Annotated in this window: 19 protein-coding genes; 8 read left to right on the top strand and 11 right to left on the bottom strand. The window is 35.8% G+C overall.

Translation table 11 applies throughout. From position 1 onward, the window contains the following. Nucleotides 1-13 precede the first annotated feature (13 nt). On the top strand, nt 14-331 hold the full coding sequence (locus M2326_RS02255) for a 2Fe-2S iron-sulfur cluster-binding family protein (RefSeq protein ID WP_264617927.1): 318 nt from the start codon (nt 14-16) through the stop codon (nt 329-331). Between the two features lie 141 nt (nt 332-472). Here M2326_RS02255 and M2326_RS02250 read toward each other — a convergent pair whose 3' ends face one another. The 9 genes from M2326_RS02250 to M2326_RS02210 form a co-directional block, all read right to left on the bottom strand. Continuing rightward, a complete protein-coding gene (locus M2326_RS02250; RefSeq protein ID WP_264617926.1) occupies nt 473-1,243 on the bottom strand; it encodes a dienelactone hydrolase family protein in 771 nt (256 codons plus the stop codon). 141 nt (nt 1,244-1,384) lie between these two features. Beyond that, entirely contained in the window at nt 1,385-2,119 is a 735-nt protein-coding gene (locus tag M2326_RS02245) for an SGNH/GDSL hydrolase family protein (RefSeq protein ID WP_264617925.1), read from the bottom strand. Nucleotides 2,120-2,176: 57 nt separating this feature from the next. Next, nucleotides 2,177-2,959, bottom strand: a complete 783-nt coding sequence (locus tag M2326_RS02240; protein ID WP_264617924.1) for a DUF3050 domain-containing protein — start codon at nt 2,957-2,959, stop codon at nt 2,177-2,179. A gap of 404 nt (nt 2,960-3,363) precedes the next feature. Next, on the bottom strand, nt 3,364-4,542 hold the full coding sequence (locus tag M2326_RS02235; RefSeq protein WP_264617923.1) for an acyl-CoA dehydrogenase family protein: 1,179 nt from the start codon (nt 4,540-4,542) through the stop codon (nt 3,364-3,366). Nucleotides 4,543-4,937: 395 nt separating this feature from the next. Next, nucleotides 4,938-5,330, bottom strand: coding sequence for a DoxX family protein (locus M2326_RS02230; RefSeq protein ID WP_264617922.1), 393 nt, complete (start codon nt 5,328-5,330; stop codon nt 4,938-4,940). A 104-nt stretch (nt 5,331-5,434) separates the two neighbouring features. Further along, the gene (locus M2326_RS02225; RefSeq protein WP_264617921.1) at nt 5,435-6,316 is read right to left on the bottom strand and encodes an AraC family transcriptional regulator; all 882 of its coding nucleotides are present in this window, start codon (nt 6,314-6,316) and stop codon (nt 5,435-5,437) included. 177 nt (nt 6,317-6,493) lie between these two features. Further along, nucleotides 6,494-11,029: a DNA polymerase III subunit alpha gene (dnaE, locus tag M2326_RS02220; protein ID WP_264617920.1), complete on the bottom strand. Its 4,536-nt coding sequence runs from the start codon at nt 11,027-11,029 to the stop codon at nt 6,494-6,496. A gap of 405 nt (nt 11,030-11,434) precedes the next feature. Next, on the bottom strand, nt 11,435-13,774 hold the full coding sequence (locus M2326_RS02215; protein ID WP_264617919.1) for a LamG-like jellyroll fold domain-containing protein: 2,340 nt from the start codon (nt 13,772-13,774) through the stop codon (nt 11,435-11,437). 220 nt (nt 13,775-13,994) lie between these two features. Further along, a complete protein-coding gene (locus M2326_RS02210; RefSeq protein WP_264617918.1) occupies nt 13,995-15,065 on the bottom strand; it encodes a helix-turn-helix domain-containing protein in 1,071 nt (356 codons plus the stop codon). A gap of 897 nt (nt 15,066-15,962) precedes the next feature. Here M2326_RS02210 and leuC point away from each other — a divergent pair. The 5 genes from leuC (at nt 15,963) to leuB (ending at nt 21,355) form a co-directional block, all read left to right on the top strand. After that, entirely contained in the window at nt 15,963-17,357 is a 1,395-nt protein-coding gene (leuC, locus tag M2326_RS02205; RefSeq protein ID WP_264617917.1) for a 3-isopropylmalate dehydratase large subunit, read from the top strand. 38 nt (nt 17,358-17,395) lie between these two features. Further along, nucleotides 17,396-17,782 carry a GxxExxY protein gene (locus tag M2326_RS02200; protein WP_264617916.1) on the top strand — a complete coding sequence of 129 codons (387 nt, stop codon included), beginning with the start codon at nt 17,396-17,398 and terminating at the stop codon, nt 17,780-17,782. 107 nt (nt 17,783-17,889) lie between these two features. Beyond that, nucleotides 17,890-18,486, top strand: a complete 597-nt coding sequence (gene leuD / locus M2326_RS02195; protein ID WP_264617915.1) for a 3-isopropylmalate dehydratase small subunit — start codon at nt 17,890-17,892, stop codon at nt 18,484-18,486. Between the two features lie 126 nt (nt 18,487-18,612). Beyond that, nucleotides 18,613-20,136: an alpha-isopropylmalate synthase regulatory domain-containing protein gene (locus tag M2326_RS02190; protein WP_264617914.1), complete on the top strand. Its 1,524-nt coding sequence runs from the start codon at nt 18,613-18,615 to the stop codon at nt 20,134-20,136. A 163-nt stretch (nt 20,137-20,299) separates the two neighbouring features. Then, entirely contained in the window at nt 20,300-21,355 is a 1,056-nt protein-coding gene (leuB, locus tag M2326_RS02185; protein WP_264617913.1) for a 3-isopropylmalate dehydrogenase, read from the top strand. A 216-nt stretch (nt 21,356-21,571) separates the two neighbouring features. On the opposite strand, the gene M2326_RS02180 is transcribed toward leuB, so the two are convergent. Next, the gene (locus M2326_RS02180; RefSeq protein ID WP_264617912.1) at nt 21,572-22,240 is read right to left on the bottom strand and encodes a LytR/AlgR family response regulator transcription factor; all 669 of its coding nucleotides are present in this window, start codon (nt 22,238-22,240) and stop codon (nt 21,572-21,574) included. Beyond that, complete coding sequence (locus tag M2326_RS02175; RefSeq protein WP_264617911.1) at nt 22,233-23,309, bottom strand: sensor histidine kinase; 1,077 nt, start codon at nt 23,307-23,309, stop codon at nt 22,233-22,235. The genes M2326_RS02180 and M2326_RS02175 overlap by 8 nt, the downstream gene beginning before the upstream one ends. Before the next feature lie 187 nt (nt 23,310-23,496). Here M2326_RS02175 and M2326_RS02170 point away from each other — a divergent pair, with 187 nt between their 5' ends. Together M2326_RS02170 and M2326_RS02165 are read left to right on the top strand one after the other, a co-directional pair. Then, nucleotides 23,497-24,891 carry a CotH kinase family protein gene (locus M2326_RS02170; protein WP_264617910.1) on the top strand — a complete coding sequence of 465 codons (1,395 nt, stop codon included), beginning with the start codon at nt 23,497-23,499 and terminating at the stop codon, nt 24,889-24,891. A 241-nt stretch (nt 24,892-25,132) separates the two neighbouring features. Further along, a complete protein-coding gene (locus M2326_RS02165; RefSeq protein ID WP_264617909.1) occupies nt 25,133-25,411 on the top strand; it encodes an EF-hand domain-containing protein in 279 nt (92 codons plus the stop codon). The last annotated feature ends 34 nt before the right edge of the window (nt 25,412-25,445 follow it).

The following is a 25,445-nucleotide window of genomic DNA, read 5'->3' as shown; positions in this document are numbered from 1 at the left end:
AATCCCTTAAAAAATGGATGTATTAATAAAAATTAAAGATAGAGAAGGCGTTGTACACGAGTTACAAGCTCCTACTGATATGGCCATGAACATCATGGAATTATGTAAAGCCTATGAACTACCTGTAGAAGGTACTTGTGGTGGAATGGCAATGTGTGCATCGTGCCAATGTTATGTAACCAATGACGTTGCTTTGCCAGAAATGGGAGAGGACGAAGAAGCCATGCTTTCTGAAGCTTTTTACGTAAAATCAAATAGTCGATTGGGATGTCAAATTCCAATCACACCAGAGTTAGAAGGACTAGAATTAGAATTAGCTCCAGAGAGTTAATTGTGTTTTTTACAAAAGTAAAAGCCTCCATTTACACAAATGGAGGCTTTTACTTTTGTTAGAATAGGATATTGTTAAATAGTCAGACGGAACTTGTCCCACTTAACTTGTCAAAGTATTTATATTTTAAAACTGATAAATTTATAATATCTCCTTGAAAAAGGTAAGCATTGCTTTCCAAGAGCGTTCAGCGGCTTCTTTGTTATAAGCAACTCCTTTACTATTATCGTTTCCTGCATCCTTGTGGGTGAAAGCATGTACAGCATTCGAATAATAATTCATTTGCCAGTCAGCTTTTGCTGTGCGCATTTCATTTTGAAAATCTTTTATTTCTAGTTCAGATTCATAAGGATCATCGGCTCCATGCAATACCAAAACTTTTGGGGTAATTGGGGTAATAGTTCTTGAAGAGTCACGAGCCAAACCTCCATGAAATGAGACAATACCTTTTACTTTCATGTTTATACGTGCCGCTTCAATAGCGCCGGTACCTCCAAAACAATAGCCAATTACTACGATTTTTTCTGGATTGGCTCCGTTTTTAATTAATTGGTCTAGAGCCAATTGAATTCTTCGGTGGTAGTTTTGAATGTCTTTTTTGTACGAGCCTGAAATTTTACCAGCCTCTTGTGGACTATTTGGCTTGTTGCCAATTCCGTAAATATCAGCTACAAAGGCATGATATCCCAAAGCATTTAGTTCTATAGCAGATTCTTTAGAGTGGTCGTCAATTCCCATCCATGCAGGTAGAATTAATACTCCGGCATTGTCTAGCAATTTTCCTTTGGCTTTTCCAAAATAGCCGGCCAAGTTGTCAATACCATCTTTATATTCAATAGCTTTTAATTGAGCAAATGTAAATTGTGGTACAACTAGTAGTACCATGACGAGTAGTGAAATCTTATTTTTCATATAGTAATATTTAGTACTATAAAGATAAACTTTTGGGTATGGAACAATAGTTAAATTATTCTAATTTATTACCTAGCTTGTTTTTTGTATAAATAGATGAGGATAAAGTGATTTTTGGTTGTCGATTTGATAGAGTTATAGTTATTGTTTTTCTTCTTGTAAGGTCTTAAATGCCAGCGGTAGCAGTCGTTCAACAAATAATGTATAAGCTGCTGCAGAAGGGTGTAAGCCATCATTGGTAACCAAACTAGGGTTTTTAATGCCGTCTCTAGTAATATCTGTTATGTTGAGGAATTGAATGGAATTATCCTCACAGTATTTTTTAGCGAAGGCATTGTAATGGTCAATTTCCAAGGAGGTGTTTGTTGGATTTCTATAATTTTGACCAAAAGGAGTAAAGGCATAATCGGGTATTGATACAACGATAACTCTTTTTTTGTTCCCATTTGCAAAGGCAATACTCTGATTAATTAATTGAGGTAACTCTTTCTCATAAACACTAAAATCAATATCCTGAAATTGATTGTTAACTCCAATAAGTAAGCTAACTAAATTATAATTGGTGCTAGGATTTTTATCTTTAATTGCATCTATTAAGTGGGTGGTTGTCCATCCTGTTCTTGCAATTACTTCAAGAGTATACTTATGATTTTTAGTTGTGTTTGTTAGTTGGTTTTTTAGTTGCTCAGGAAAAGAACAGATTGAGCAAACACTCTGCCCAATGGTGTAGGAATCGCCTAGTGCGAGATATTTAAAAGTCTCTTCCTTTGTATCAGATGGAGTAGTTGTAATTTTTGTAGCAGGGTTTTCTGCGGTACAGTTGCTAAGTAAAAAAGTGAGTACTACCGTAACTACAATGATTATTGTCTTTTTCATATAGGGATAATTAAAAGGTTTCCTATAGATAGTTACGGTAATACAAGCTTTAAGGTTTTATACCACTGCTACTTTTTGAGAAATGTGCTCTTCAATAGCATTCCATAATCCAATGCGTTTTTCAAGCGCAAGAATAGATACTTCTTCTACTTCTTTCCATTTTACAGTATCGTTTTGACACAATTCTGTAATCATTTCCATAGCCATTGGTCCGTGTTCATCGGCATCTAGTTCGATATGTCTTTCGAAATAATAAACCAATTTTGTCAAATCGGTTTCGAGTAAGTTTTCTTGGAAACGTTTGATAATGGAGGTAAACATATTTGGAATCAAATCTTCACGTCCAAAAGTAAAGGCTGCCGCGATTTCATGCGGTTTTCCGTGTTCAATTACCGTGAAAGTAAAATCAAGAAATGCTTTAATCCCTGGGTGTAAATGACTTGTTTTAATGGCTACAAAAATATTTTTAAGCGAATCAATTTCTCTTAAAAACTGTGAGATTTCAGTAGTGTCAGCACCACAATCTTTCATTGCTTCAATGTACATTTCATAGTGGCTTTGACGTCGGCCATCTATTGATAGATCAGTCTCCTCTGCAAGAACAATTTCGTTAATTAAATAGCGAGTTTGCGGATTCGAAGTAGGGAACCAAGGAGTTGTAGTACATGTTAGTTTTGACTGTAACGCCTTTAACAATGACATGAAGTCCCAAACAGCATAAACATGCCCTTCAAGGAAAGATTGAAGGTCTTCAATCGTTTTTACTTTATTGTAAAGTGGATGTTCCAACAATATATTTTTTTGACTCTCGATACTTTTGTTGATATGTTGAATGTTCATTTGGAATAATTTTATGTAAATATAAAAAAGCTACTAGTTATCATGAAGCTTTCTCATCATTTTATTAATACATTAATGTATATTGAGGAACTTCTGTTAGATAATATACGAATTTAATCAATAAACGGTTTTAGGAGAAGCAAATTTCGATGAGTTACAAGTATGTTTCGATTAAAAGAAATATATTGATCTTTTAATTATTTCTAATAAATAAAATAATTAAAGGACTAAATAATAGTATGTTGTATTCTTTTTAGGAGATAGAAATAATAATTTAGTTTTTTATCTTTTGGGTAAAAGGGGTTTAGTCTTGTCAACTATATTGGATTTCAATCCAAAGCGTAGTATAAATCTTGTTTTTGATTGCAGCCAAGCTATTTCTCTACTTACTTATGATTTATTAATTATTTAAATGCTGAAATTCCAGTAATATCCATTCCTGTGATTAATAAATGGATATCGTGTGTTCCTTCATAAGTAATCACCGATTCTAGGTTCATTATATGTCTCATGATGGAGTATTCTCCGGTGATTCCCATTCCTCCTAAAATTTGTCTGGCCTCACGGGCAATTTGAATGGCCATGTTCACATTATTGCGTTTTGCCATCGAGATTTGTGCAGTAGTCGCTCTACCATCGTTACGCAATACACCTAGTCTCCAAGTGAGCAATTGGGCTTTTGTGATTTCGGTAATCATTTCGGCTAGTTTTTTCTGTTGCAGTTGCATTCCCGCAATGGGTTTGTCAAATTGAATACGTTCTTTTGCGTATCGCAATGCCGTGTCATAGCAATCCATCGCTGCGCCAATTGCTCCCCAAGCAATTCCGTAACGTGCGGAGTCCAAACAACCCAAAGGGGCACCCAAGCCCGATTTGTTAGGTAAAATATTGGCTTTTGGAACTTTGACGTTATCAAAAATTAATTCACCAGTAGCAGATGCGCGAAGTGACCATTTATTGTGTGTTTCGGGAGTAGTAAAACCTTTCATTCCTCTTTCTACAATGAGTCCGTGTATGCGGTCCGATTCATCTTTGGCCCAAACAATGGCAATATCTGCAAAGGGAGCATTAGAAATCCACATTTTGGCACCATTCAAAACCACGTGATCGCCCTTGTCTTTAAAATTAGTTATCATACTACCTGGATCAGATCCGTAATTAGGCTCTGTCAAACCAAAGCAACCGATAAACTCACCCGTAGCGAGTTTGGGCAAGTATTTAGTGCGTTGTTCTTCGTTTCCATATTTCCAGATAGGATACATGACCAAAGAGGATTGTACTGATGCGGTTGAGCGAATCCCAGAATCTCCACGTTCTAGTTCTTGCATGATTAAACCATAAGAAATTTGGTCCAGTCCTGCACCGCCATATTCTGTTGGTATATAAGGGCCAAAACCACCAACTTCCCCCAAGCCAGGAATGAGTTCTTTGGGGAACTCGGCTCGTTGAGCATAGTCCTCGATAATGGGTGAAACTGCTTTTTTGACCCAAGCTCGTGCCGATTCCCTAACTAATTTGTGCTCTTCGGTCAATAAGTCGTCCAATAAGTAATAATCTGGGGCTTGAAATAAGTCTGGTTTCATACAAATGAAGTTTTGATAGGTTTTCAAAACTAAATTTAAGGAAAATATATCAATCAATGGAGGTTTGCTATGGTACTCTGCAAAAAAAAGAGGAATCGATGTCTATTTTATGGTGAGCTTAAGTAATGAGTAGAATTTTTTTAGGTTCAATCTGATAAGTTTATATGAAAATGACTTGCCAGCGATTTTATTCCCAAAATAGATCAATACTAGTATGATTTTTGGCTGGCGATAATATGTCCTACCAGATTTTTGCTTTTGTTAGGATAGAATTTAACCAAAGTATTAATTGGGGCATTACCATTTTTTTCTTTTCTATCAAATAAATTTTAAAAGCTTGTTAATACATTACTTACTTCGCCCCATTTGTATCCATCCTAATTACTTGTAAGTCTTTATTTTTTGTTTGAAACTGTTGTACTTTGAGTATAGCTACCATAAATTTTGCGGTCATAAATCCATGATGTAACAATAAAAATGAGCGCCAATATTGCAGGTGCAAATTCGCCATCACTTACCATAAGGTGTGCCGTTAAAGCTAAAAGGACATCAAATAGAAAACCTGCATAGGCCAGTTCTTTTAAGAAATTTGATTTTTTACTAAGTAAAGTTAAGACTCCTAGTATTTTTAGAGTAGCCAATGGATATATAATCCAAACCGGAAATCCAAGGCTTATAAAAAATTCTTCGGCCCTTGGGTAATTAAAAATATACATCATAGCACTTGCCAAAAATAGTAAGCATAGTAATCCAGTAGAGGTCCAGTAAATAATTTTATTTGTTTTCATAAGGTGGTATTTTTTTAGTTTTAATTTTAAAATTTGTTTGTTGCAAAGATCAATATAAGATCTTTTCTTTTGGATGTCTTTTTGAATAAAAAAATAGTCGATATCTAACCGAGTCTGCTTTTATTTAGATTTTCTTGGAATTGATTTGGAGTAAGGCCAGTGTAGTTTTTGAAAAAACGGATGAAGTTGGAAGGTTCTTTAAACCCCATTCTAAAGGCAATTTCTTGAGAGGTATATCGATTTTCTAGCAATGACCTTTTGATTTCGAGTAGCATCCAATTGTCTAGGAAGGCTTTTGCCGTTTGATTTGAAATCTGCTTGCAAATATCATTTAAGTATTTATATGAGATACTTAGTGTTATTGCGTAATCTTTGACATTGTGGGTTTTATGGTAGGAGGTTGCTATTTGGTTTTTGAATTTAATAAAATCTTTAAAACGCTGGTTTGGAACTATTTTTTCTTGGTCGAAAGTGAGCCGTTTGATTTGAAAAAGCAATGTCATAAAAGCAGTATTTAAAATTTCGGCTTTCATGTATGTTGTGTTTTCCTTATGCACTTTATCCAATAACATCAAAAAGGGGGCTAAAGTGGCAATCTCAACTTCCTTGATGTAAAGTCTAGGAGTGTGATATAAATGAAGGAAGTGAAATAAGTTTTTTTCACTTATAGTGTCTGTGATAAAATTTTCTTCAAAAGTGATGATATGCCCTTCAATTGTTTGTTTGTTGTCAAACGAGTGAATTTGTCCATTGGTCAACGGTATAACAACACCAGGTGATAATTGTTCTTTTTTAAAATCTACACAATGTGTACCATTGCCTTTTGTGATAATTAAAAGTGCATTAAACTCTATTCGATGCGGAGTAGATAAATCATAATTGTGTACTGCACAACGCTCATAGAGTTCTGTAATGGTTATAAATTCGAATGGAACAATTTGATTTACAAAACGGGTAAAATTGATATTTTCGACTTCTTTTTTCAATAAGCTAATTTTGTTTTTTGGTTTAATTGCTGCAATTTCTGTAATTGAAATGAAATTTAGTGTTTCTTTTTGGATAATTGCTAATTAAATAAAAAAAGTAAATTATGGTAAGAATGATGTTTTCTTGTTTTGTGTTTTAAAATAAAGGAGTAGAATTATTTATCTACTCCTAAACCATTAATTCAGCTTGAAGTTGATTTGCATTTTTTCGAGTTCGACCAATAGCTCATTGGAGATATTAATTTTAAGTCGGCGGCTTGGCATGCTTAGTCGCGTTACAACCTTAACTTCTTCCACTTCGGTCATTTCTGGTGTTTTGGTAGTTCCTGTTTCGCCTTCATCGTCATCGTTTACGTCTTCTATAAAATCATCTTCGGTTTCGATAGTAATCGGTTCTACTTCGACCATTTTTTTGATACGGTCCAATTCCATAATGTCAAAAGTGACTTGGTGCTCGCCTTTGTGTTCTTGGAAAATGCGATTCAAGTGGTGAATGAAATCCGCTTGTAAATCAGTAATATTTAGGATAATAACGAGTCTTTTGGCAAAAGCAGCTAGCACATCTTGCAGTTGTCGTACTTCTGTAAAGGCAATTCTAGGGTCACTTTTCTTGCCGGTGTCTTGGTTTACCCAACCGTCTTTGACCATCAATTTGATGTAGACAAAATTGTTCTGCAAAAAGAAATGACGGAACTTCAAATATTCTTCTCCAAAAATTTTGAACTCATAACTTTCATCATAACCTTCGAGAGTAAATATACCCCAACCTTTTCCGTTTTTGGCGACTTTGTGCTGCACATTGTTCACGATTCCTGCAATAGCGAGCGGCTTGCTCACATGTAGATGAAGGTTTCGGAGTGCTTCTAGTCGAACATTGCAAAAGTTTTTCATTTCGAATTTGAAATCATCTAGAGGATGCCCCGAGATGTAAATTCCAACCACTTCTTTCTCTTTGGCTAGTTTTTCCATGGTACTCCAGTCCTCGCAAGGCGGTACAACAGGCTCGGCAATTTGAACTTCAGAGGCTTCCCCAAATAAACTAACTTGCGAGGAGTTTTCGTTTTCCTGAAATTTAGCTCCATAACGTATGGCTTTTTCGTAGAATGTAATTCCGTCACCATCATCATGAAAATATTGCGCTCGGTGTGTATCCTCAAAACAATCCATTCCTCCGGCGAGTACAAGATTTTCAAATGCTTTTTTGTTGGCTGCGCGCAAATCAATACGTTTTGCCAGGTCGAAAATCGATTTATAGCGACCATCTTTTCTATGTTCAACAATGGTAGCAACCGCACCAGAACCCACACCTTTGACAGCGCCCATTCCAAAACGAACCGCATACTCTTCGTTTACTGTAAATTTATAAAATGATTCATTTACATCTGGTCCCAAAACTTGGAGTCCCATACGTTTACATTCTTCCATGAAAAACGAAACTTGCTTGATATCGTTCATGTTATTCGAAAGTACCGCTGCCATATATTCGGCCGGATAATGTGCTTTTAAGTAGGCAGTTTGGTAAGCAATCCAAGCGTAGCAAGTGGAGTGTGACTTGTTAAAGGCGTAACTCGCAAAGGCTTCCCAGTCTTTCCAAATTTTTTCTAATACCTTGGCATCATGACCTTTTTCAGCCGCTTGTTTGACAAATTTAGGTTTCATTTTATCAAGAACCTCTTTTTGTTTCTTACCCATCGCTTTACGCAAAACATCGGCCTCACCTTTGGTAAATCCAGCCAAAGATTGAGACAAAAGCATCACCTGCTCTTGGTAAACGGTAATTCCGTAGGTTTCTCCAAGGTATTCTTCGCAGGCATCTAGATCGTATTTGATTTCTTCTTCGCCATTTTTTCGTCGAACGAAAGAAGGAATATATTCTAAAGGTCCCGGACGATACAAGGCATTCATGGCAATTAAATCTCCAAAAACCGTGGGTTTTAATTCCTTCATGTATTTCTGCATTCCGGGTGACTCGTATTGGAAGATTCCAACTGTTTCTCCGCGCTGAAAGAGCTCATACGTCTTGACATCATCAATAGGGAAGGTGTCGGGATCGAGCGTTATTCCGTTTCTATATTTGACCAGTTTAACGGTGTCTTTTATCAGGGTAAGGGTCTTCAGACCCAAAAAGTCCATTTTTAACAATCCAGCACTTTCGGCCACGGAGTTGTCAAATTGGGTTACGTATAAATCGGAATCCTTTGCTGTTGTAACTGGAACATAATTGGTAATATCCGATGGGGTGATGATCACTCCACACGCGTGAATACCCGTGTTACGCATCGAGCCTTCGAGGATTTTTGCTTGCTGAATCGTTTCGGCAGCCAAATCATCTCCGTTGGCAATGGCTATTAATTCTTTGACCAAGTCAAATTCGTCCGGACCTTTCAATGCTTTTCGAACATCATCTTCAGATTCGGAAAGGAAACGCGCTAGATTCCATTTTCCGGGCATCATGGCCGGAATCAGTTTTGCAATTCTATCAGCTTCAAATAACGGTAGATCCAGGACACGCGCCGTATCACGAATTGCCGATTTGGTTGCCATCTTACCATAAGTGATAATTTGTGCTACCTGATTGGCTCCGTATTTTTTGATTACATAATCCATAACGCGACCACGACCCTCATCATCAAAATCGATATCAATATCGGGCATGGATACACGATCGGGATTCAAGAAACGCTCAAAAAGCAAGTCGTACTTAATGGGGTCAATATTCGTAATTCCGAGACAATACGCCACGGCAGAACCCGCAGCCGATCCACGCCCAGGTCCTACAGAAACATCCATCTCTCTAGCCTTGGCAATGAAATCCTGTACAATCAAGAAATAACCAGGATAACCTGAGTTCGAAATGGTTAATAATTCAAAATCAAGACGTTCCTGAATCGATTCGGTTATTTCGCCATATCGTTTTTTTGCACCGACCATGGTCAGGTCACGCAAATAAGCGTTTTCTCCACGAACCCCATTGTCAACATCATCTTCGGGGTCGACAAATTCTTGCGGAATATCATATTTAGGTAGCAATACATCTCGGTACAAGGAGTAAGCCTCGACCTTGTCTACAATTTCTTGTATGTTGATAATTGCATCAGGTAAATCAGCAAACAATTGCTTCATTTCGTCACCCGATTTGTAATAGTATTCTTGATTGGGCAAACCATAACGATAACCACGACCACGCCCAATTGGTGTGGCTTGTTTTTCTCCGTCTTTTACACACAACAAAATATCGTGTGCATTGGCATCTTCTTTATTTACGTAATAGGTATTGTTGGTTGCAATTAATTTGACATCGTGTTTTCGAGCAAATGCAATCAAAGTTTTATTGACACGATTCTCGTCCTCTTGGTTGTGACGCATGATTTCGAGATAGAGGTCAGCACCAAATTGCTCCTTCCACCAAATCAAGGCTTCTTCTGCTTGGTTTTCTCCTAAGTTCAAAATCTTACCCGGAATTTCTCCGTATAAATTTCCAGACAAAACCATGATGTCTTCCTTGTATTTTTCGACTAATTTCTTGTCAATACGAGGTACATAATAGAAACCATCAATATTGGCAATAGACGCCATTTTGGCCAAGTTGTGATATCCATTTTTGTTTTTGGCTAAAAAGACCACTTGGTAGCCATTGTCTTTTTTGGATTTGTCTTTATGGTTTTCACAAATATTGAACTCCAATCCCACAATCGGTTTGATTTCAGTTTCGGTTGGTTCTTCACCATTTTCAATTAAAGCTGCGTTTTTGGCTTTAGCTGCTTTGGTATGGTTCATTACCGCACTCACAAAGTGAAAAGCTCCCATCATATTGGCCGTGTCGGTCATTGCAACCGCTGGCATTTTGAATTTTGCTGTAGCTTTTACAATATCGGCGACACCAATTGTTGACTGCAATACCGAAAATTGGGTATGATTGTGCAAATGCGCATAAGGCACATCGGTCAAAACCGCTTTGTTCTCGTTTAGTTCCTGCTTTGAAACGGTTTGCGTTGTTGTTTCCCCAAATTGCTGACGAATTTTATCCGAAGCTTGTTTGAGGTTGATGTGTTTTAATCCAATGAGCTGAATCTCTCTTGGATTTTTATTTTGAAAATCTACAAAGTAGGAACCAGGAACATCTAGCTCTTCTTTGGTGAAAATTTCTTTTCGAATTAATTCTAAAAAACAACGGGTCGTTGCCTCCACATCGGCAGTCGCGTTGTGCGCTTCGCCAAAGGGAACGTTGAATAAATATTGGTGTAACTCGGTTAAGGTTGGTAGCTTGAATTTTCCACCACGACCTCCGGGTAGTTTTAGCAAAGAGGCAGTAACCTCAGTACAAGTGTCTAAAACCGGCATCGAAGCCATCGGACTTTCAACTGAAAGTCGGTGGAATTCGGCTCCCATAATATTCACGTCAAAACCTAGATTTTGACCCACAATAAATTTGGCTTTACCCAAAGCAATATTGAATTTCTCCAAAACCTCAGCCAACGGAATTCCGTCATGCTGCGCCAGCTCGGTCGAAATCCCGTGAATACGCTCAGCATCATACGGAATGTTGAATCCGTCAGGCTGCACCAAATAATCTTGGTGTTCGATAAGTTTTCCCATCTCATCGTGCAATTGCCATGCAATCTGAATACAACGCGGCCAGTTAGCCGAATCGGTGATGGGTGCGTCCCAACGCTTTGGTAATCCTGTAGTTTCGGTATCGAATATTAAGTACATAAATCCTCTTCCCAACCCTCTCCAAAGGAAAGGGGGCCAAAATCGCTTAGATTTTGACTGTGTATTTTGCGGGTTTTTAACACTTTAAGATTAGTAAAAGTCCAAAAAAATGAATGTCAAATTTAGCGAATTTTTTAGCGATTCGAAAGGGAATTTATCAACAAAAATTAGCGCTTCCTAATTGGTGTATCAAGAAGCTTCGTGGCTAGGGTAAAAAGCGGGTTTCAATGTATTTTGCAGTTACAAAGCACCTTTTTTAATGCTGTTCTGCTATTTGCTCCGCTGCGGCGGATTACTTTTATCAGTTTCGCATGAGCGACCAAATCGTATTAAAAAACCCCGCTAAAGTTTAAAACTCTAGCAGGGTTGCTTTGTTACTATTTCAGAGAAAATTGAAGTGTAAAATTATTGTTTGACAACTTTAGTTACTGATTCTCCGTCTTTTGTTTTGACTTTGAAAATATAAACACCTTGTTGCAATTGTGAAAGATCAATAGTATTTGAAGTTTCAGAAATATTTTTAGATATAAATGTTCTTCCAGCAATATCAGATACTTGAATAGTTGCGTTTTCCATAGTACTAGCTTCAATTGTTACGTTATTTCTAGTAGGATTCGGGAATACTTTTATACTGTTGGATTTTGTGAATGATTTAGTACTTAGTGTTGAACATGTAACTCCTGTAATAATTGGTGAACCTGCCAGCCAGTTGCTTGTTGCTCCTGCTAAGGCGAAGTTTGATATTGTACCATTATTTGCATGTGCAGTAGCATCTGTTAATGTTGTAATTCCAGCATTATTTGCAGAATCAATACCTTGATTGAATTTATAGTAAGATACTAAACCAACTTCGTTTCCTTGTAATTCACAGTTTTTTGTCGCATTAATTTGCTCTGCAGTTCGGGCCGTATTCCAAATACGAATGTCATCAATACTACCATCATAAAAGTGCTGGTAATTACCTTGGGATCCTATTTGAAGAGATCCATTACCTGTATAAGGTGCTACACCTGTTTGGGAACCTACTAAAATTCCATCTTGATATACTTCTCTAGAACCAGTAGTTATGTTGTAAACACAAGTCCATTGATGCCATGCATTATCTGAAATGTAATTAACATCTGAAACGTTTAAGTCATTGTTGTAAAATGCAAATAGAAAATTATTGTTATCTCTAAAACCAATATGTAGGTTATTGTTAGTATAGTAGTACCCTTGATTAAAAACATAATCATTAGTGTTGCTTAACGTACGTTTAACGTAAAATTCTATTGTAAAAGAGGAATTTGAAATATTTATTCCAGCTGGAATTTCAGCATAATCATTAACCCCATCAAAATTTAAGTGAGTAGCAGCGGCATTAATCTTAACAATAATTTCAGTTCTAGCACTTTCGCATCCGTTTGCATTTGTACTAGAAACCCAGTAAGATGTACTTCCTGCAGTTGCAGTACTTGGAGTAGTTGCAGTTGTTGATCCAGATCCACCAGTTGCAACAATATACCATAATAAACCTGTGCCATTTGTGCCTGTTGTAGCTGTTAATGCTGTTGCTGTAGCCCCTTTATTGTATGTAATAGGTGTTGTTACAGTAGGCGATGAAGGTATAATTGAACCTGTAATGACAGGTGATCCAGCTAACCAGTTGGATGTTGTACCCGTTAATGCAAAATTGGTTAATGTTCCCGTATTACCAGTAGTGGTTGCGTCAATCAAAGTGGTATTGCCAGTATTGTTTTCAGCATTAATACCTTGATCGAATTTGTAATAAGAAACTAAACCAGCTTCATTTCCTTGTAATTCACAGTTTTTTGAAGCATTTAATTGCTCTATAGTTCTTGCAGTATTCCAAATGCGAACTTCATCAATATTTCCTTTAAAAAAAACATCTGTTAATCTACTTGTTCCAATTAATAGTGGTCTTGTTGATGTTATGTTATAACTTGAACTAAAAGAAGTTGTACCATCTAACTTTCCATCTACATAAAAGCTTATTGTGCTTGAAGTTCTATTGATGACACAAGCCACATGATGCCATAAGTTGTCATTTAAATGAGTTGTTCCAGACCCAAATACTACAGCATTTTGACCAAATTCTATATACAATTGATCACCATTAACGACCCATTGAAACCCTGTAAAAAGGCCTGAATTATTTGCTTTTGAAATTAAGCCACTGAAATTTTTTTGTAATCCATCAAGTTTAATTGTTGCTTCTAAGGTTACATCATTAGTACCAAATTGTAAAGAACTTGAATTATTAATATTAACATAATCATTAACCCCATCAAAATTTAAATGTGTTGCAGGTTGCGTAACATCGACTCTTTGAATTGTTGTTGCTAAACTACCAGAGAATCCACAAGTTGACATTGATGGATTTGATACTATAGCGTAATAATAATATGTTCCTACTTGTGTGGTATTTGGAGTAAGAGTTTTGATATCTGCTAAATTATATTGTGCCACGGTTGTTTGATTGGATGATGACAAGGCAGTTCCTCCAACTGTTGAGTTAACTGTGTTTACATACCAAGTTAGGGTGTATTGTGTTGCAACTTGAGGTTTTGAAGTCCCGCAACCTAAGTAATTGATGTTGAAGCTAAGGTTGTTTGCGGCTTGATTAAGTTCATAAGTTTGTCCGCCATTTAAAGGGTCTAGGCTTGATATCTGAAAATAGTAAGTGCAGTATCCTTGATTGAAAATCAGAAGGAAAAATGTGATTAAGAAATAATTTTGTTTCATAATAATTTTATTTGACGTTAATTTTATTTGCTACAAATGTATTTGATGGTTATTATTTTTACTATCCCATTCGGACATATCGATAGCCCATTCAGACATATTTTACCGATAAAATGCATATTAATCGGGCTAAGTGCGGTTTTTTCGTTCATTTGTATAAAAAAACCATAGCGAATGGCTATGGTTTAGATTTGGTTTTTAAAATGAAAGTGCTTTAAAATCAACTATTTTCTGGTCGAATATCGGAAGGTAGTTTATCAAATTTCTTTTTGAATGCAGCACTAAATTTGCTTGGGCTGTCATATCCTACTTCTTGGGCTATTTCTTTTATTTGCATATCAGTGGTCGATAGCAAATTCATCGCAAATTGCATTTTTTTGTCAATATGGTACTGCAAGATGGAACTTCCGTAAACCATTTTGAAATCCTTCTTCAGTTTTGAGGTCGAAAGATTTACACGTTCTGCTAGTTCATCAATTCCGTTAAAAGGTTTTGAAAAATTTAAAGAAATCAAGCGCTCACATTTGGCCATTTTTTGATAATCTATGGATTCTTTTGTGTTGTAATCTTGTGTACGCAAATCGGTGAAAGCATTTTTGAAAAAAGAAGTGACTAAGGTTAAGGTTTCTGCCTTCAATAAGGTTTCACTAAACACATCATAATTAAAAGTTTTGAATTTATGTAAAATGGCATGTGATAGTTCCTCTGCATTTGGCACAATATCTTGGTAGGATATAAATCCTTTGTCTGAATCTAAAAATCTCTTGAACGGAATGCTATTGTCTAATTTGTCAAAAGGTATGTGCTTTTTAATCCAATCGGGACTGAAGTGATAGATGTAAAATTGGCATTTGGAACCTTTATAGAAATAAGCCCCAACATCAGTTCCTGGTTTCTTAAAGCCCCAAAATTTATTTTGAAACGGAATCTTGTCTAGAAAGGTATTGCTTAGCATCACGTCACTTTCGAAAATAGTGAAGGTAAGGGTATAATATTCGCTTGGAATTCCTTCGGCATAAACCGATTTAATCAGGGTATTTTGTTTGAATTCGATAGTCGAAATGGTGAGCCATAAACCCTCATCAATTTCTCGGTAACGCATTTCACCTTTGGTAAAGGGGTTATTTCTATAAACGGTTTGTTCCTCAGGAACGTGTCTGCTCAGTGGCGTTTTGATAGTTGACTCAATCATTAATTGAGGAGAATTGGCTAAGAACGGAAATTCAAAAAATCCATCTTTGTAGAAGTTTACATTGGGTTTTATAAATTGAAGCCATTTGGTAATGTTCATATCAATAGTCAGTGATTTGTGGTATTTAGGTATTCTATTTACTAAGCTGTTTTAATTCAGTTAGTTGGTGTCGTTTCTGTATGTTTCAAATTCCGATGTAAATTAACGAAATTCATGCAAAAATAAAAAAGTATATCCCTTTTTTTAGAAAGAGGCTCTATTTTTATGTTTCGTAAAGCTAAATATACTGCACAATACTACTAGTGTTTAAAAGGTTCAGTTAATTGGAAAAATATTATCTCGTAAAATTAATTGTTGATTTTTTAATTTTCTTAGAAATATGTCATGAGATCCCGTTTTAGTGTCATGAGTTTTTTATCCGTTTGAAGTGAAAGGCTATATCTACATGTTATAACTAAATATAGATCCAATTTTAAAGAAGTTTTTTTGGTAAAGGGTAGATAGCGCGGTGCTAAAGAATAAAACATATTTCTTTTTGGATGTCGTAGTATTTCGGTAGTATTTCGGGCTGTTTTTTTAGTCGAAAACAGGGGTATTCGATTAAAATTTTTATCGAAAGGAATACTGGTATACCTTCTTCATTTTTGTAAAATGAAAGTATAATTATCTGTAAGAAGTGCTATTTTTAATTTTTTGTTACTTTATTTAAAGTTTTTTAAGATAATGGATAAGAATATCATATTTATTATCGAAAATAAAATAGCCGAAATCTATGTTGTATTTTGACGACTTGCTGTTGAAAGAAAAATGAGTTTTAAAACTGTAAACCAATCAAAATAAGTTGGATTTTAGTTCAAAAGCGTTTTGGGTATCGTATATAATCAATAATTGTAATAACCTCTTATATTTCTTTTTAGTAGTTTTGTTTTCTTGTTATAGCAATTACAGTTCATTAACTGGTATTGTGAATAGAATTACACTTAAAAAACAGTAAAAATGAGTACTACATTATTTGACAAAGTATGGGATTCGCACGTGGTGCGTAAAATTGAAGATGGACCAGATGTGTTTTTTATTGACCGTCATTTCATCCATGAAGTAACAAGTCCTGTGGCTTTCTTAGGTTTAAAATCTAGAGGTGTTACCGTTTTATACCCTGAGCGTACTTTCGCTACAGCAGATCACAATACGCCTACAATCAACCAGCATTTACCTGTTGAGGATAAACTGTCTGCTAATCAATTACAAGCATTAGAAGATAATTCAGCTGAATACGGTATTTCACACTGGGGATTAGGGCACCAAAAAAACGGAATTGTACACGTTGTAGGTCCAGAAAACGGAATTACATTACCGGGTGCAACTATTGTTTGTGGTGATTCACATACATCAACTCACGGTGCTTTTGGAGCGATTGCTTTTGGAATCGGAACTTCAGAGGTAGAGATGGTACTTTCTACTCAATGTATCATGCAACCTAAACCAAAGAAAATGCGTATCAGCGTAAATGGAACTTTGAGTAAAGGTGTGGGGCCAAAAGATGTTGCACTTTATATCATTGCTCAATTAACAACTTCTGGAGGTACTGGTTATTTTGCTGAGTACGCTGGAAACGTTTTTGAAGAAATGACAATGGAAGGACGTATGACTGTTTGTAACCTTTCTATCGAAATGGGTGCTCGTGGTGGTATGATCGCTCCTGACCAAAAAACATTTGATTATTTAGAAGGTAGATTACATGCTCCTAAAGGAGAAGCTTGGACAAAAGCAGTAGCATACTGGAAAACGTTGAAAACAGATGCTGATGCAATATTTGATGCTGAATTAAATATCAAAGCTGAAGATATCGAGCCAATGATTACTTACGGAACAAATCCAGGTATGGGAATTGGTATATCTAAGCACATTCCTTCTGCAAACCAAGTTGAAGGTGGTGCTGAGACTTACAAAAAATCGTTAGCTTATATGGGCTTCAGCGAGGATGATGTAATGATTGGTAAAACAATTGACTACGTTTTCTTGGGAAGTTGTACCAACGGACGTATCGAAGATTTTAGAGCCTTTACAGAAATTGTAAAAGGTCGTAAAAAAGCAGATAACGTTACCGCTTGGTTAGTTCCAGGATCTCACGTTGTAGAAGCGCAAATCAAAGAAGAAGGATTATTAGATATTCTTACTGAAGCTGGTTTCGTTTTACGTCAACCAGGTTGTTCTGCTTGTTTAGCAATGAACGATGATAAAGTACCAGCTGGAAAATATGCAGTAAGTACCTCAAACAGAAACTTCGAAGGTCGTCAAGGTCCAGGTTCAAGAACTTTGCTAGCATCTCCTATCATGGCAGCAGCAGCAGCAGTTACCGGAAAATTGACAGATCCAAGAGAGTTGATGTAGTATTTTTTCACCGCAAAGACGCAAAGACGCAAGGAATTATGGAAATATACCGTTACGAAGAGTTAGCAAAAGAAATATTTTTAGCTAGTCTAGAGGTTCATAAAATTATGGGTCCAGGTTTGTTAGAGTCCGTATATGAAATGTGTCTTTTGAGAGAATTGCAGTTGAGAAATATTTCAGCAGAATGTCAAGTTGCTATTCCTTTACAATTTAAGGGATTCAATTTGTCAAAAGAATATCGAATTGATATTCTAGTTGAAAAACAAATAATAATTGAATTAAAGTCGGTTGGTTCGATTTTACCTGTTCATGAAGCACAAATAATTTCATATTTGAAATTAGCAGACAAAAGAATGGGATTTTTAATCAATTTTAATGTTCCATTAATAAAAAGTGGTTTTAGAAGATTTGTAAATAAATATTAATCTTCAAAAACTTAAAATAATATAGCATTGTGCCTTTGTGCCTTTGCGATAAAATATAAAATAATAATGCATTTGCGCCTTTGCGCCTTTGCGGTAAAACAATAACAATGGCATACGATAAATTTAATATCCTTACCAGTAGTGCAGTGCCACTACCTATTGAAAACGTAGATACAGATCAAATCATTCCAGCTCGTTTCTTGAAAGCTACGAAACGTGAAGGATTTGGTGATAACCTTTTCCGTGACTGGAGATACAATGGAGACGATACTCCAAAAGCAGATTTTGTATTGAATGATGCTACTTACTCTGGGAAAATCCTAGTTGGAGGAAAAAACTTTGGTTCAGGATCTTCTCGTGAGCACGCTGCTTGGGCAGTGTACGATTACGGATTCCGTGCAGTAGTTTCTTCTTTCTTTGCTGATATCTTCAAAGGAAACTGTTTGAATATTGGTGTTTTGCCAGTTCAAGTTAGTGCTGAATTTGCAGATAAAATCTTTGCAGCTATTGAAGCAGATCCTAAAACAGAATTAGAAATCAACTTGCCAGAGCAAACGATTACTATAAAAGCGACAGGTGAGAAAGAATCTTTTGATATCAATGGATACAAAAAGAACAACATGTTGAATGGTTTTGATGATATCGATTATCTAGCAAACATCAAAGAAGACATTGTTGCTTTTGCTGACAAGCTTCCTTACTAAATCAAAAATAATTAATAAATACGCAGTTACTAAGCTTGATTGATTCAATTGAGTTTAGTAACTGCTTTTACGATATATAATGTTATTTCTTTTTAGCATCAAAATCGTATTAGCATCTAATAGATAATGGAGAGAAGAAAAATTGAAATAATGGATACAACGCTTCGTGATGGTGAACAAACCTCCGGAGTATCTTTTTCTGCTGCAGAAAAACTAACCATTGCCCAATTATTATTAGAAGAATTAAAGGTTGATCGTATCGAAATTGCTTCTGCTCGTGTGAGCGAAGGCGAATTTGAAGGCGTAAAAGGCATTATGTCTTGGGCAGAAACAAAAGGATTTACGGATAAAATCGAAGTATTGACATTTGTTGACAAAGGACTTTCAATCGAATGGATGAAAAAGTCGGGTGCCAAAGTACAAAACTTGCTAACCAAAGGATCTTTGAATCATTTGGTACACCAATTGAAAAAAACACCAGAACAGCATTTTGCCGAAATTGCCGAAAGCATTGCTTTGGCAGCCGAAAACGGTATTGCAACCAATGTTTACCTTGAAGATTGGAGTAATGGAATGCATCATTCGCCTGATTATGTGTACCAATATTTGGATTTCATTAGTACCCAACCGGTAAAAAGAATTTTGCTTCCAGATACTTTAGGAGTCTTAATTCCATCGGATACATTCGAATTTATTTCGACCATCACTCAAAAATACCCAAATATTCATTTTGATTTCCACGCACATAATGATTATGATTTGAGTGTGTCAAATGTAATGGAAGCCATTAAAGCAGGAATTCATGGGTTGCACGTAACTGTAAACGGAATGGGTGAGAGAGCAGGAAATGCTCCACTTGCAAGTACAGTAGCGGTAATTAACGACTTTATGCCTGAGATTACTATTGGTGTAAAAGAAACTTCCTTGTACTCGGTGAGTAAATTAGTAGAAGCTTTTACAGGATATAGAATCCCTGCCAATAAACCAATTGTTGGAGATAATGTTTTTACCCAAACTGCAGGAATTCATGCTGATGGTGACAATAAGAAAAACTTATATTTCAATGATTTACTCCCTGAGCGTTTTGGACGTAAAAGACAGTATGCTTTAGGAAAAACTTCGGGTAAAGCTAACATTGAAAAAAATCTTCAAGAATTAGGTTTGAAACTTAATAATGAAGATTTAAAATTAGTGACTCAACGAATTATTGAGTTAGGGGATAAAAAAGAAACCGTTACCAAAGAAGATTTACCTTATATCATCTCGGATGTTCTGGGAAGTCATGCATATGAGGAAAAAATCACTTTTGAATCCTACTTATTATCTCATGCCAAAGGAATGCGTCCCTCAACGACTTTATGTATGAAAATGGATGGTCATGTCATCGAAGAGCATGCTCAAGGGGACGGCCAATTTGATGCTTTTATGAATGCTTTGGCGAAAATCTATAAAAGCAAAAAAATAGAATTACCTAAGTTAATTGACTATGCAGTGAGGATTCCTCCAGGAAGTAGTTCCGATGCTTTGTGTGAAACTGTTATTACATGGCTATTCGAAGGAAAAGAATATAAAACACGTGGTTTGGATTCAGATCAAACTGTAGCGGCGATTATCGCTACTCAAAAAATGCTGAATGTAGCCGCAAATTAAAAAGAAGTGCTAAGTTGCTAAGCGACTAAGTTTCTAAGATTTTAAAAAGACTTAGAAACTCAGAAACTTAGAGATTTGGAACCGTAATATACTAAGCTATAAAGTTGTAAAAACTTAGAAACTTAGAAACTCAGAATCTTAGAAACTTATAAATATAAAATAGATGAAATTAAATATCGCACTTTTAGCAGGGGACGGAATCGGACCAGAAGTAATTGATCAAGCAGTAAAAGTATCTGATGCAATTGCGAAAAAATTTGGACACGAAATCACATGGACACCAGCACTTACAGGAGCTTGCGCTATTGATGCTGTTGGTGTTCCTTATCCTGATGAGACTCATGAGATATGTTTAAATTCTGATGCAGTTCTTTTTGGAGCTATTGGGCACCCAAAATACGATAATGATCCTACTGCGCCAGTTCGTCCAGAGCAAGGATTGTTGTTGATGCGTAAAAAATTAGGTTTGTTTGCTAATGTACGTCCTACATTTACATTCCCTTCTTTGTTGGATAAATCTCCTTTAAAAAGAGAACGTATCGAAGGTACTGACTTGGTTTTCTTAAGAGAGTTAACAGGTGGTATTTACTTTGGTGAAAAAGGAAGAAGAGATGATGGTGAAACGGCTTTTGACAATTGTGTTTACACGAGACACGAAGTACAACGTTTGGCTAAAAAAGGTTTTGAATTGGCAATGACTCGTTCAAAAAAATTATGTTGTGTAGACAAAGCAAACGTACTTGAAACATCTCGTTTGTGGAGAGAAACAGTACAAGCTATGGAAAAAGATTATCCAGAAGTGACTGTTTCTTACGAATTTGTTGATGCTGTAGCAATGCGTTTGGTACAATGGCCAAACTCGTATGATGTATTAATTACGGAGAACTTATTTGGAGATATCCTTACAGATGAAGCTTCGGTAATCTCTGGATCTATGGGATTAATGCCATCTGCATCTATGGGAGACAAAATAGCTTTATTTGAGCCAATTCACGGTTCTTATCCACAAGCAACTGGATTAAACATTGCAAACCCAATGGCTACAGTTTTATCGGCTGCTATGATGTTCGAAAACTTCGGATTGATGGAAGAAGGTCAAGCTATGAGAGATGCAGTAAACAAAGCACTAGAAGCAGGAATCGTTACTGAAGACCTTGCAGATGGTGGAAAAGCACACGGAACGAAAGAAGTTGGAGATTGGTTAGCAGCTAATATCTAATATTCGAAATATATACTATTCAAAAAGCTGTCAATCGCAAGGTTGACAGTTTTTTTGTTTTTTATTAGAAGCAGAATAGTTGTGCTATCAATAACGACTGTTCCCGCTATTCACTACAATCTTGTGGCGGCAAAATGCCAGCCCCCACAAGGATTTCCGTTTCTATCGGGGCTAGGATTTAAGATTGTATTTCTATTTATGTTCTTTTGATCGGCTTTATGAAAACAACTCCTTTTTCACCATTTCATAATAACTATCGCTCACCGGAATTTGAATAGTTCCCAAAAATAAATCCCTACTTTTTAGGCTGGTAACTTTGGTTTTGTTAACGATAAAGGAGCGGTGGACTCTAATAAATAGTGATGGGTCTAATATTTTTTCTAACGATTTTAACGACTGTAAACTCATTACTTTTTTGTCGGCAGTATAAAAAACAGCGTATTCGCTATCACTTTCGATATGGGTAATGTCGGCGTATTTTAATTTGAATAAATCATAACCCGATTTTACGGTGATGCTATCTTGTAGTGAATTATTTGGGGTATTAATTTTTTGGACCGCTTTCAAAAATCGATCAAAACTAATAGGTTTTAATAAGTAGTCAGTCGCACTTAGTTCAAATCCTTCGATAGCATAATCAGAATATGCAGTTGTAAATATAATTTTGGTAGTGGACGGAATCAATTTCGCAAAGTCAGTTCCTTTAATTTGAGGCATTTGAATATCTAAAAAAACGACATCAATAGTTTCTTTTTTAAGAAGATTAATAGCTTCCAAAGGATTTTCGAACGAACCTGCAACAGTCAAAAAATCTAATTTTTCGATATAGCTTTCAATTAATTTTCGAGCCAGTTCTTCGTCATCAATAACGATACATTTAAGCATTAGTGTTAATTTTTAGTTCAACTTTAAAAGTACTATTAATTTCTGAAATGGCTAAGGTATGCTTGTCTGGATATAATAAGTTTAAACGTTTTTTTACATTTTGTATCCCAATTCCTCCAACGGCATCTTGAACTTTCGGGCCTTTTCTAAACGTATTTTCAACACTAAAGAGAATGGTTGAGCCGGATGAATGGATACAGATTTTTATAAATGCTTCTTCAATGTTTTCGATATTACTGTGTTTGAAGGCATTTTCGATAAAAGGTATTAGAAGCATAGGCGCAATCTGTAGGCCTTTATTTTCGATAGAAAACTTCGTTTCAACTGGATATTGTTTACTGCTTTTCAATAAAAATAACTGAATAAAATCTTTAATATAAGTTACTTCTTTTTCGATAATAACCATAGGCTTTTCGCATTCGTACAAAACATAACGAAGCATGTCTGACAGGTACAGGATGCTCTGCTGTGCTTTATTCGAATCAATCATGGAGAGCGAATAAATATTATTGAGAGAGTTGAATAGAAAATGTGGATTGATCTGAGATTTTAAAAACTTCAGTTCGTTTTCGATATTTTCAGTTTTACTCAACATTAAGTCTTCTTCTTTTTTTTGTGCAAAAGAAAAAGTTTCTAAAAAAATAGCCAAAATATAGGAAACACTTAGCATCAAAAAGTTAATCAACACAGGGGGTGGTAAACTGTTTTGCTGTGAGCCACGTAAGTTACCTCTCTCTGGGCCTTCGCCTGGAGGAGGAGGAGGTAGCTCCATTTCTGGTCTTTGACGTCGCATTCTACCATCATTGTGAGGGTTCATAACACTAGTAGATATAAATGCTGAAATAATTAAAGCTCCTAGCGATATGAAGGTGAAAGCAAGGTGCTTCTTTTTGAATAGAAATTTTGGAGCAAGTTGGTAAGTAAGTATAACAATTAGTACTGCTTGCAGTAAGTAGGCTAACCAATTTTCGCTAAAAAAATGCATGATTTCTCGCTGGTTAAGCCCAAGGATGATCCAAATGGCTGCCCACAAAAAAATCTGGAAAAGAGTTCTATTCAATTTTGTCATAGTACAAATAAATAAAATAAAAATGAATCCTTTTTTGAAAATGGGACAATTAATAGGCTGAAATTAAACATTTACTGATTGTAATACAATGTTTACCGATTAGTTTGGGTTATTGGTTGAATAAAAATTTCATGCTAAAATTGTTTTACGAAATTTGTCCTCAATAGTAACTTCAAAAACCAGAACTATGAAAAAAATAAGTATCCTATTAGTCTTAACAATGCAGCTATTCTTTGTGTCATCTTGCTCAAAAGAGGATGCAGTTGTAGGTGAAGTGGCAGAAGTAGAAGTTGATGACACTGTATTTGACATTCCAGATTGGACTACAGAAACACATAGTAAGAAAGTAGATCCAAATTTTGCCGAGATTTTTGATGACAATTCGGTAAAGCGATTGGATATTGTGATAACGAGTACACGTTGGAAAAAAATGCTAGCCGATATGACAGCTACTTACGGTACTTTTGGTAAAAGTTCTGGAGGTCCTGGACTTGTATCGTCAGATGAAGATCCTATAATGGTTCCTGCTGAGTTTTTTTACAAAGGCAAAGAATGGTATCGTGTAGGCGTGCGATTCAAAGGAAATTCCAGTTTGCAATCTACTTGGTCTAGCGGAAATTTAAAGTTGTCGTTTAAATTGGATTTCGACGAATATGAAGACACGTATCCTCAAATTGATAACCAACGTTTTTATGGTTTCAAGAAATTAAGTCTAAAAAATAATTACAATGACAAGTCTATGTTGCGCGAAAAAGTGGCTACCGATATTTTTAGAGCGTCTGGGGTTATAAGTTCACATGCTGCAATTTACGAGGTATATGTAGATCATGGTGATGGTCCTACTTATTTTGGAGTATATACTTTGGTAGAAGAGGTTGACGATACATTGATTGATGAGTTCTCGAACAACGATGGTAATTTATACAAGCCAGATGGTACTGGGGCAAGTTTTAGTAATGGGAGTTTCACAGAATCTGTTTTTGTTAAAAAAACCAATGAAGACGCTGCTGATTACACTGATATCAAAAATCTATTCACTGCCTTGCATGCTAGTAATAGAACAACAGATGCTGCCGCTTGGAGAACCAATCTAGAGTCGGTATTTGATACAGATACTTTCTTGAAATATTTAGCTGTCAACACCGTTATTCAAAACTGGGATACCTATGGTAGAATGACGCATAATTATTTTCTATACAACAATCCCGATACCAAAAAACTATCTTGGATACCATGGGACAACAATGAAGCGCTACAAACAGGAAACCAAGGCGGTGCTTATGCTTTAAATTTTTCTGGATTAAATACAGCTTCGTGGCCAATGATCGGGTATTTATATAATGATGCAACGTATAAGACCAAATATGATACTTATGTAAAAAGTGTTATTGACAATGCTTTTAATGAAACCACCATGAAAGCTAAATACGCAGCTTATGGAGCGCTCGTGAAGCCATATGCTATAAAAGAGGTAAAGGGTTATACATTTTTAAATAGTACTTCTGATTTTCAAACAGCGATAGATGCTTTAAGCGCTCACGTTACTGCACGTACTACAGCGGTAAATGCTTATCTTAAATAATTATTGTAGAACATCTGTTTTATAATCATGTAAAGAGCCTAAGTTTTGGAAAACTTAGGCTCTCATTTATGAAGTAGTTAATCCTCTTATGGCATTATTTCAGTTATTTCTTAGGTTTGAGACATATTTAGGAATTTTGACCTTTACACTGATAACTATTGGTCATTCACTGAAAGTACAAAAAGCACCTTAAAAATAACCTCACCTTTGTTTATCTAAACAATTTTAAAAAAAATAGACTATGAAAAGTATAAAAATTATTTTAACTGTTATGTTGTTTTCTGGATCAGTTTCACTTTTTGCGCAACCACAAGGCGGGCAAGGGGGGCAAAAACTACCAACTGCTGAAGAAGCTATAAAAAAAATGGATGCTGATAAAGATGGTAAATTATCTAAAGCAGAGGTAAAAGGTCCGTTGAAGGATGACTTCACAAAGATTGATACGGATAAAGATGGTTTCTTGAGTCTGGATGAATTGAAAAAAGCGCCTAAGCCAGAGCGTAAAAAACCAACAGAATAGATTTTGAATACACCTCACCAAATTAAATTAACTA

Source organism: Flavobacterium psychraerolatum, from assembly GCF_025960985.1.
Classification (GTDB): Bacteria; Bacteroidota; Bacteroidia; order Flavobacteriales; family Flavobacteriaceae; genus Flavobacterium.
This window is presented reverse-complemented; position numbering and strand designations above follow the sequence as displayed.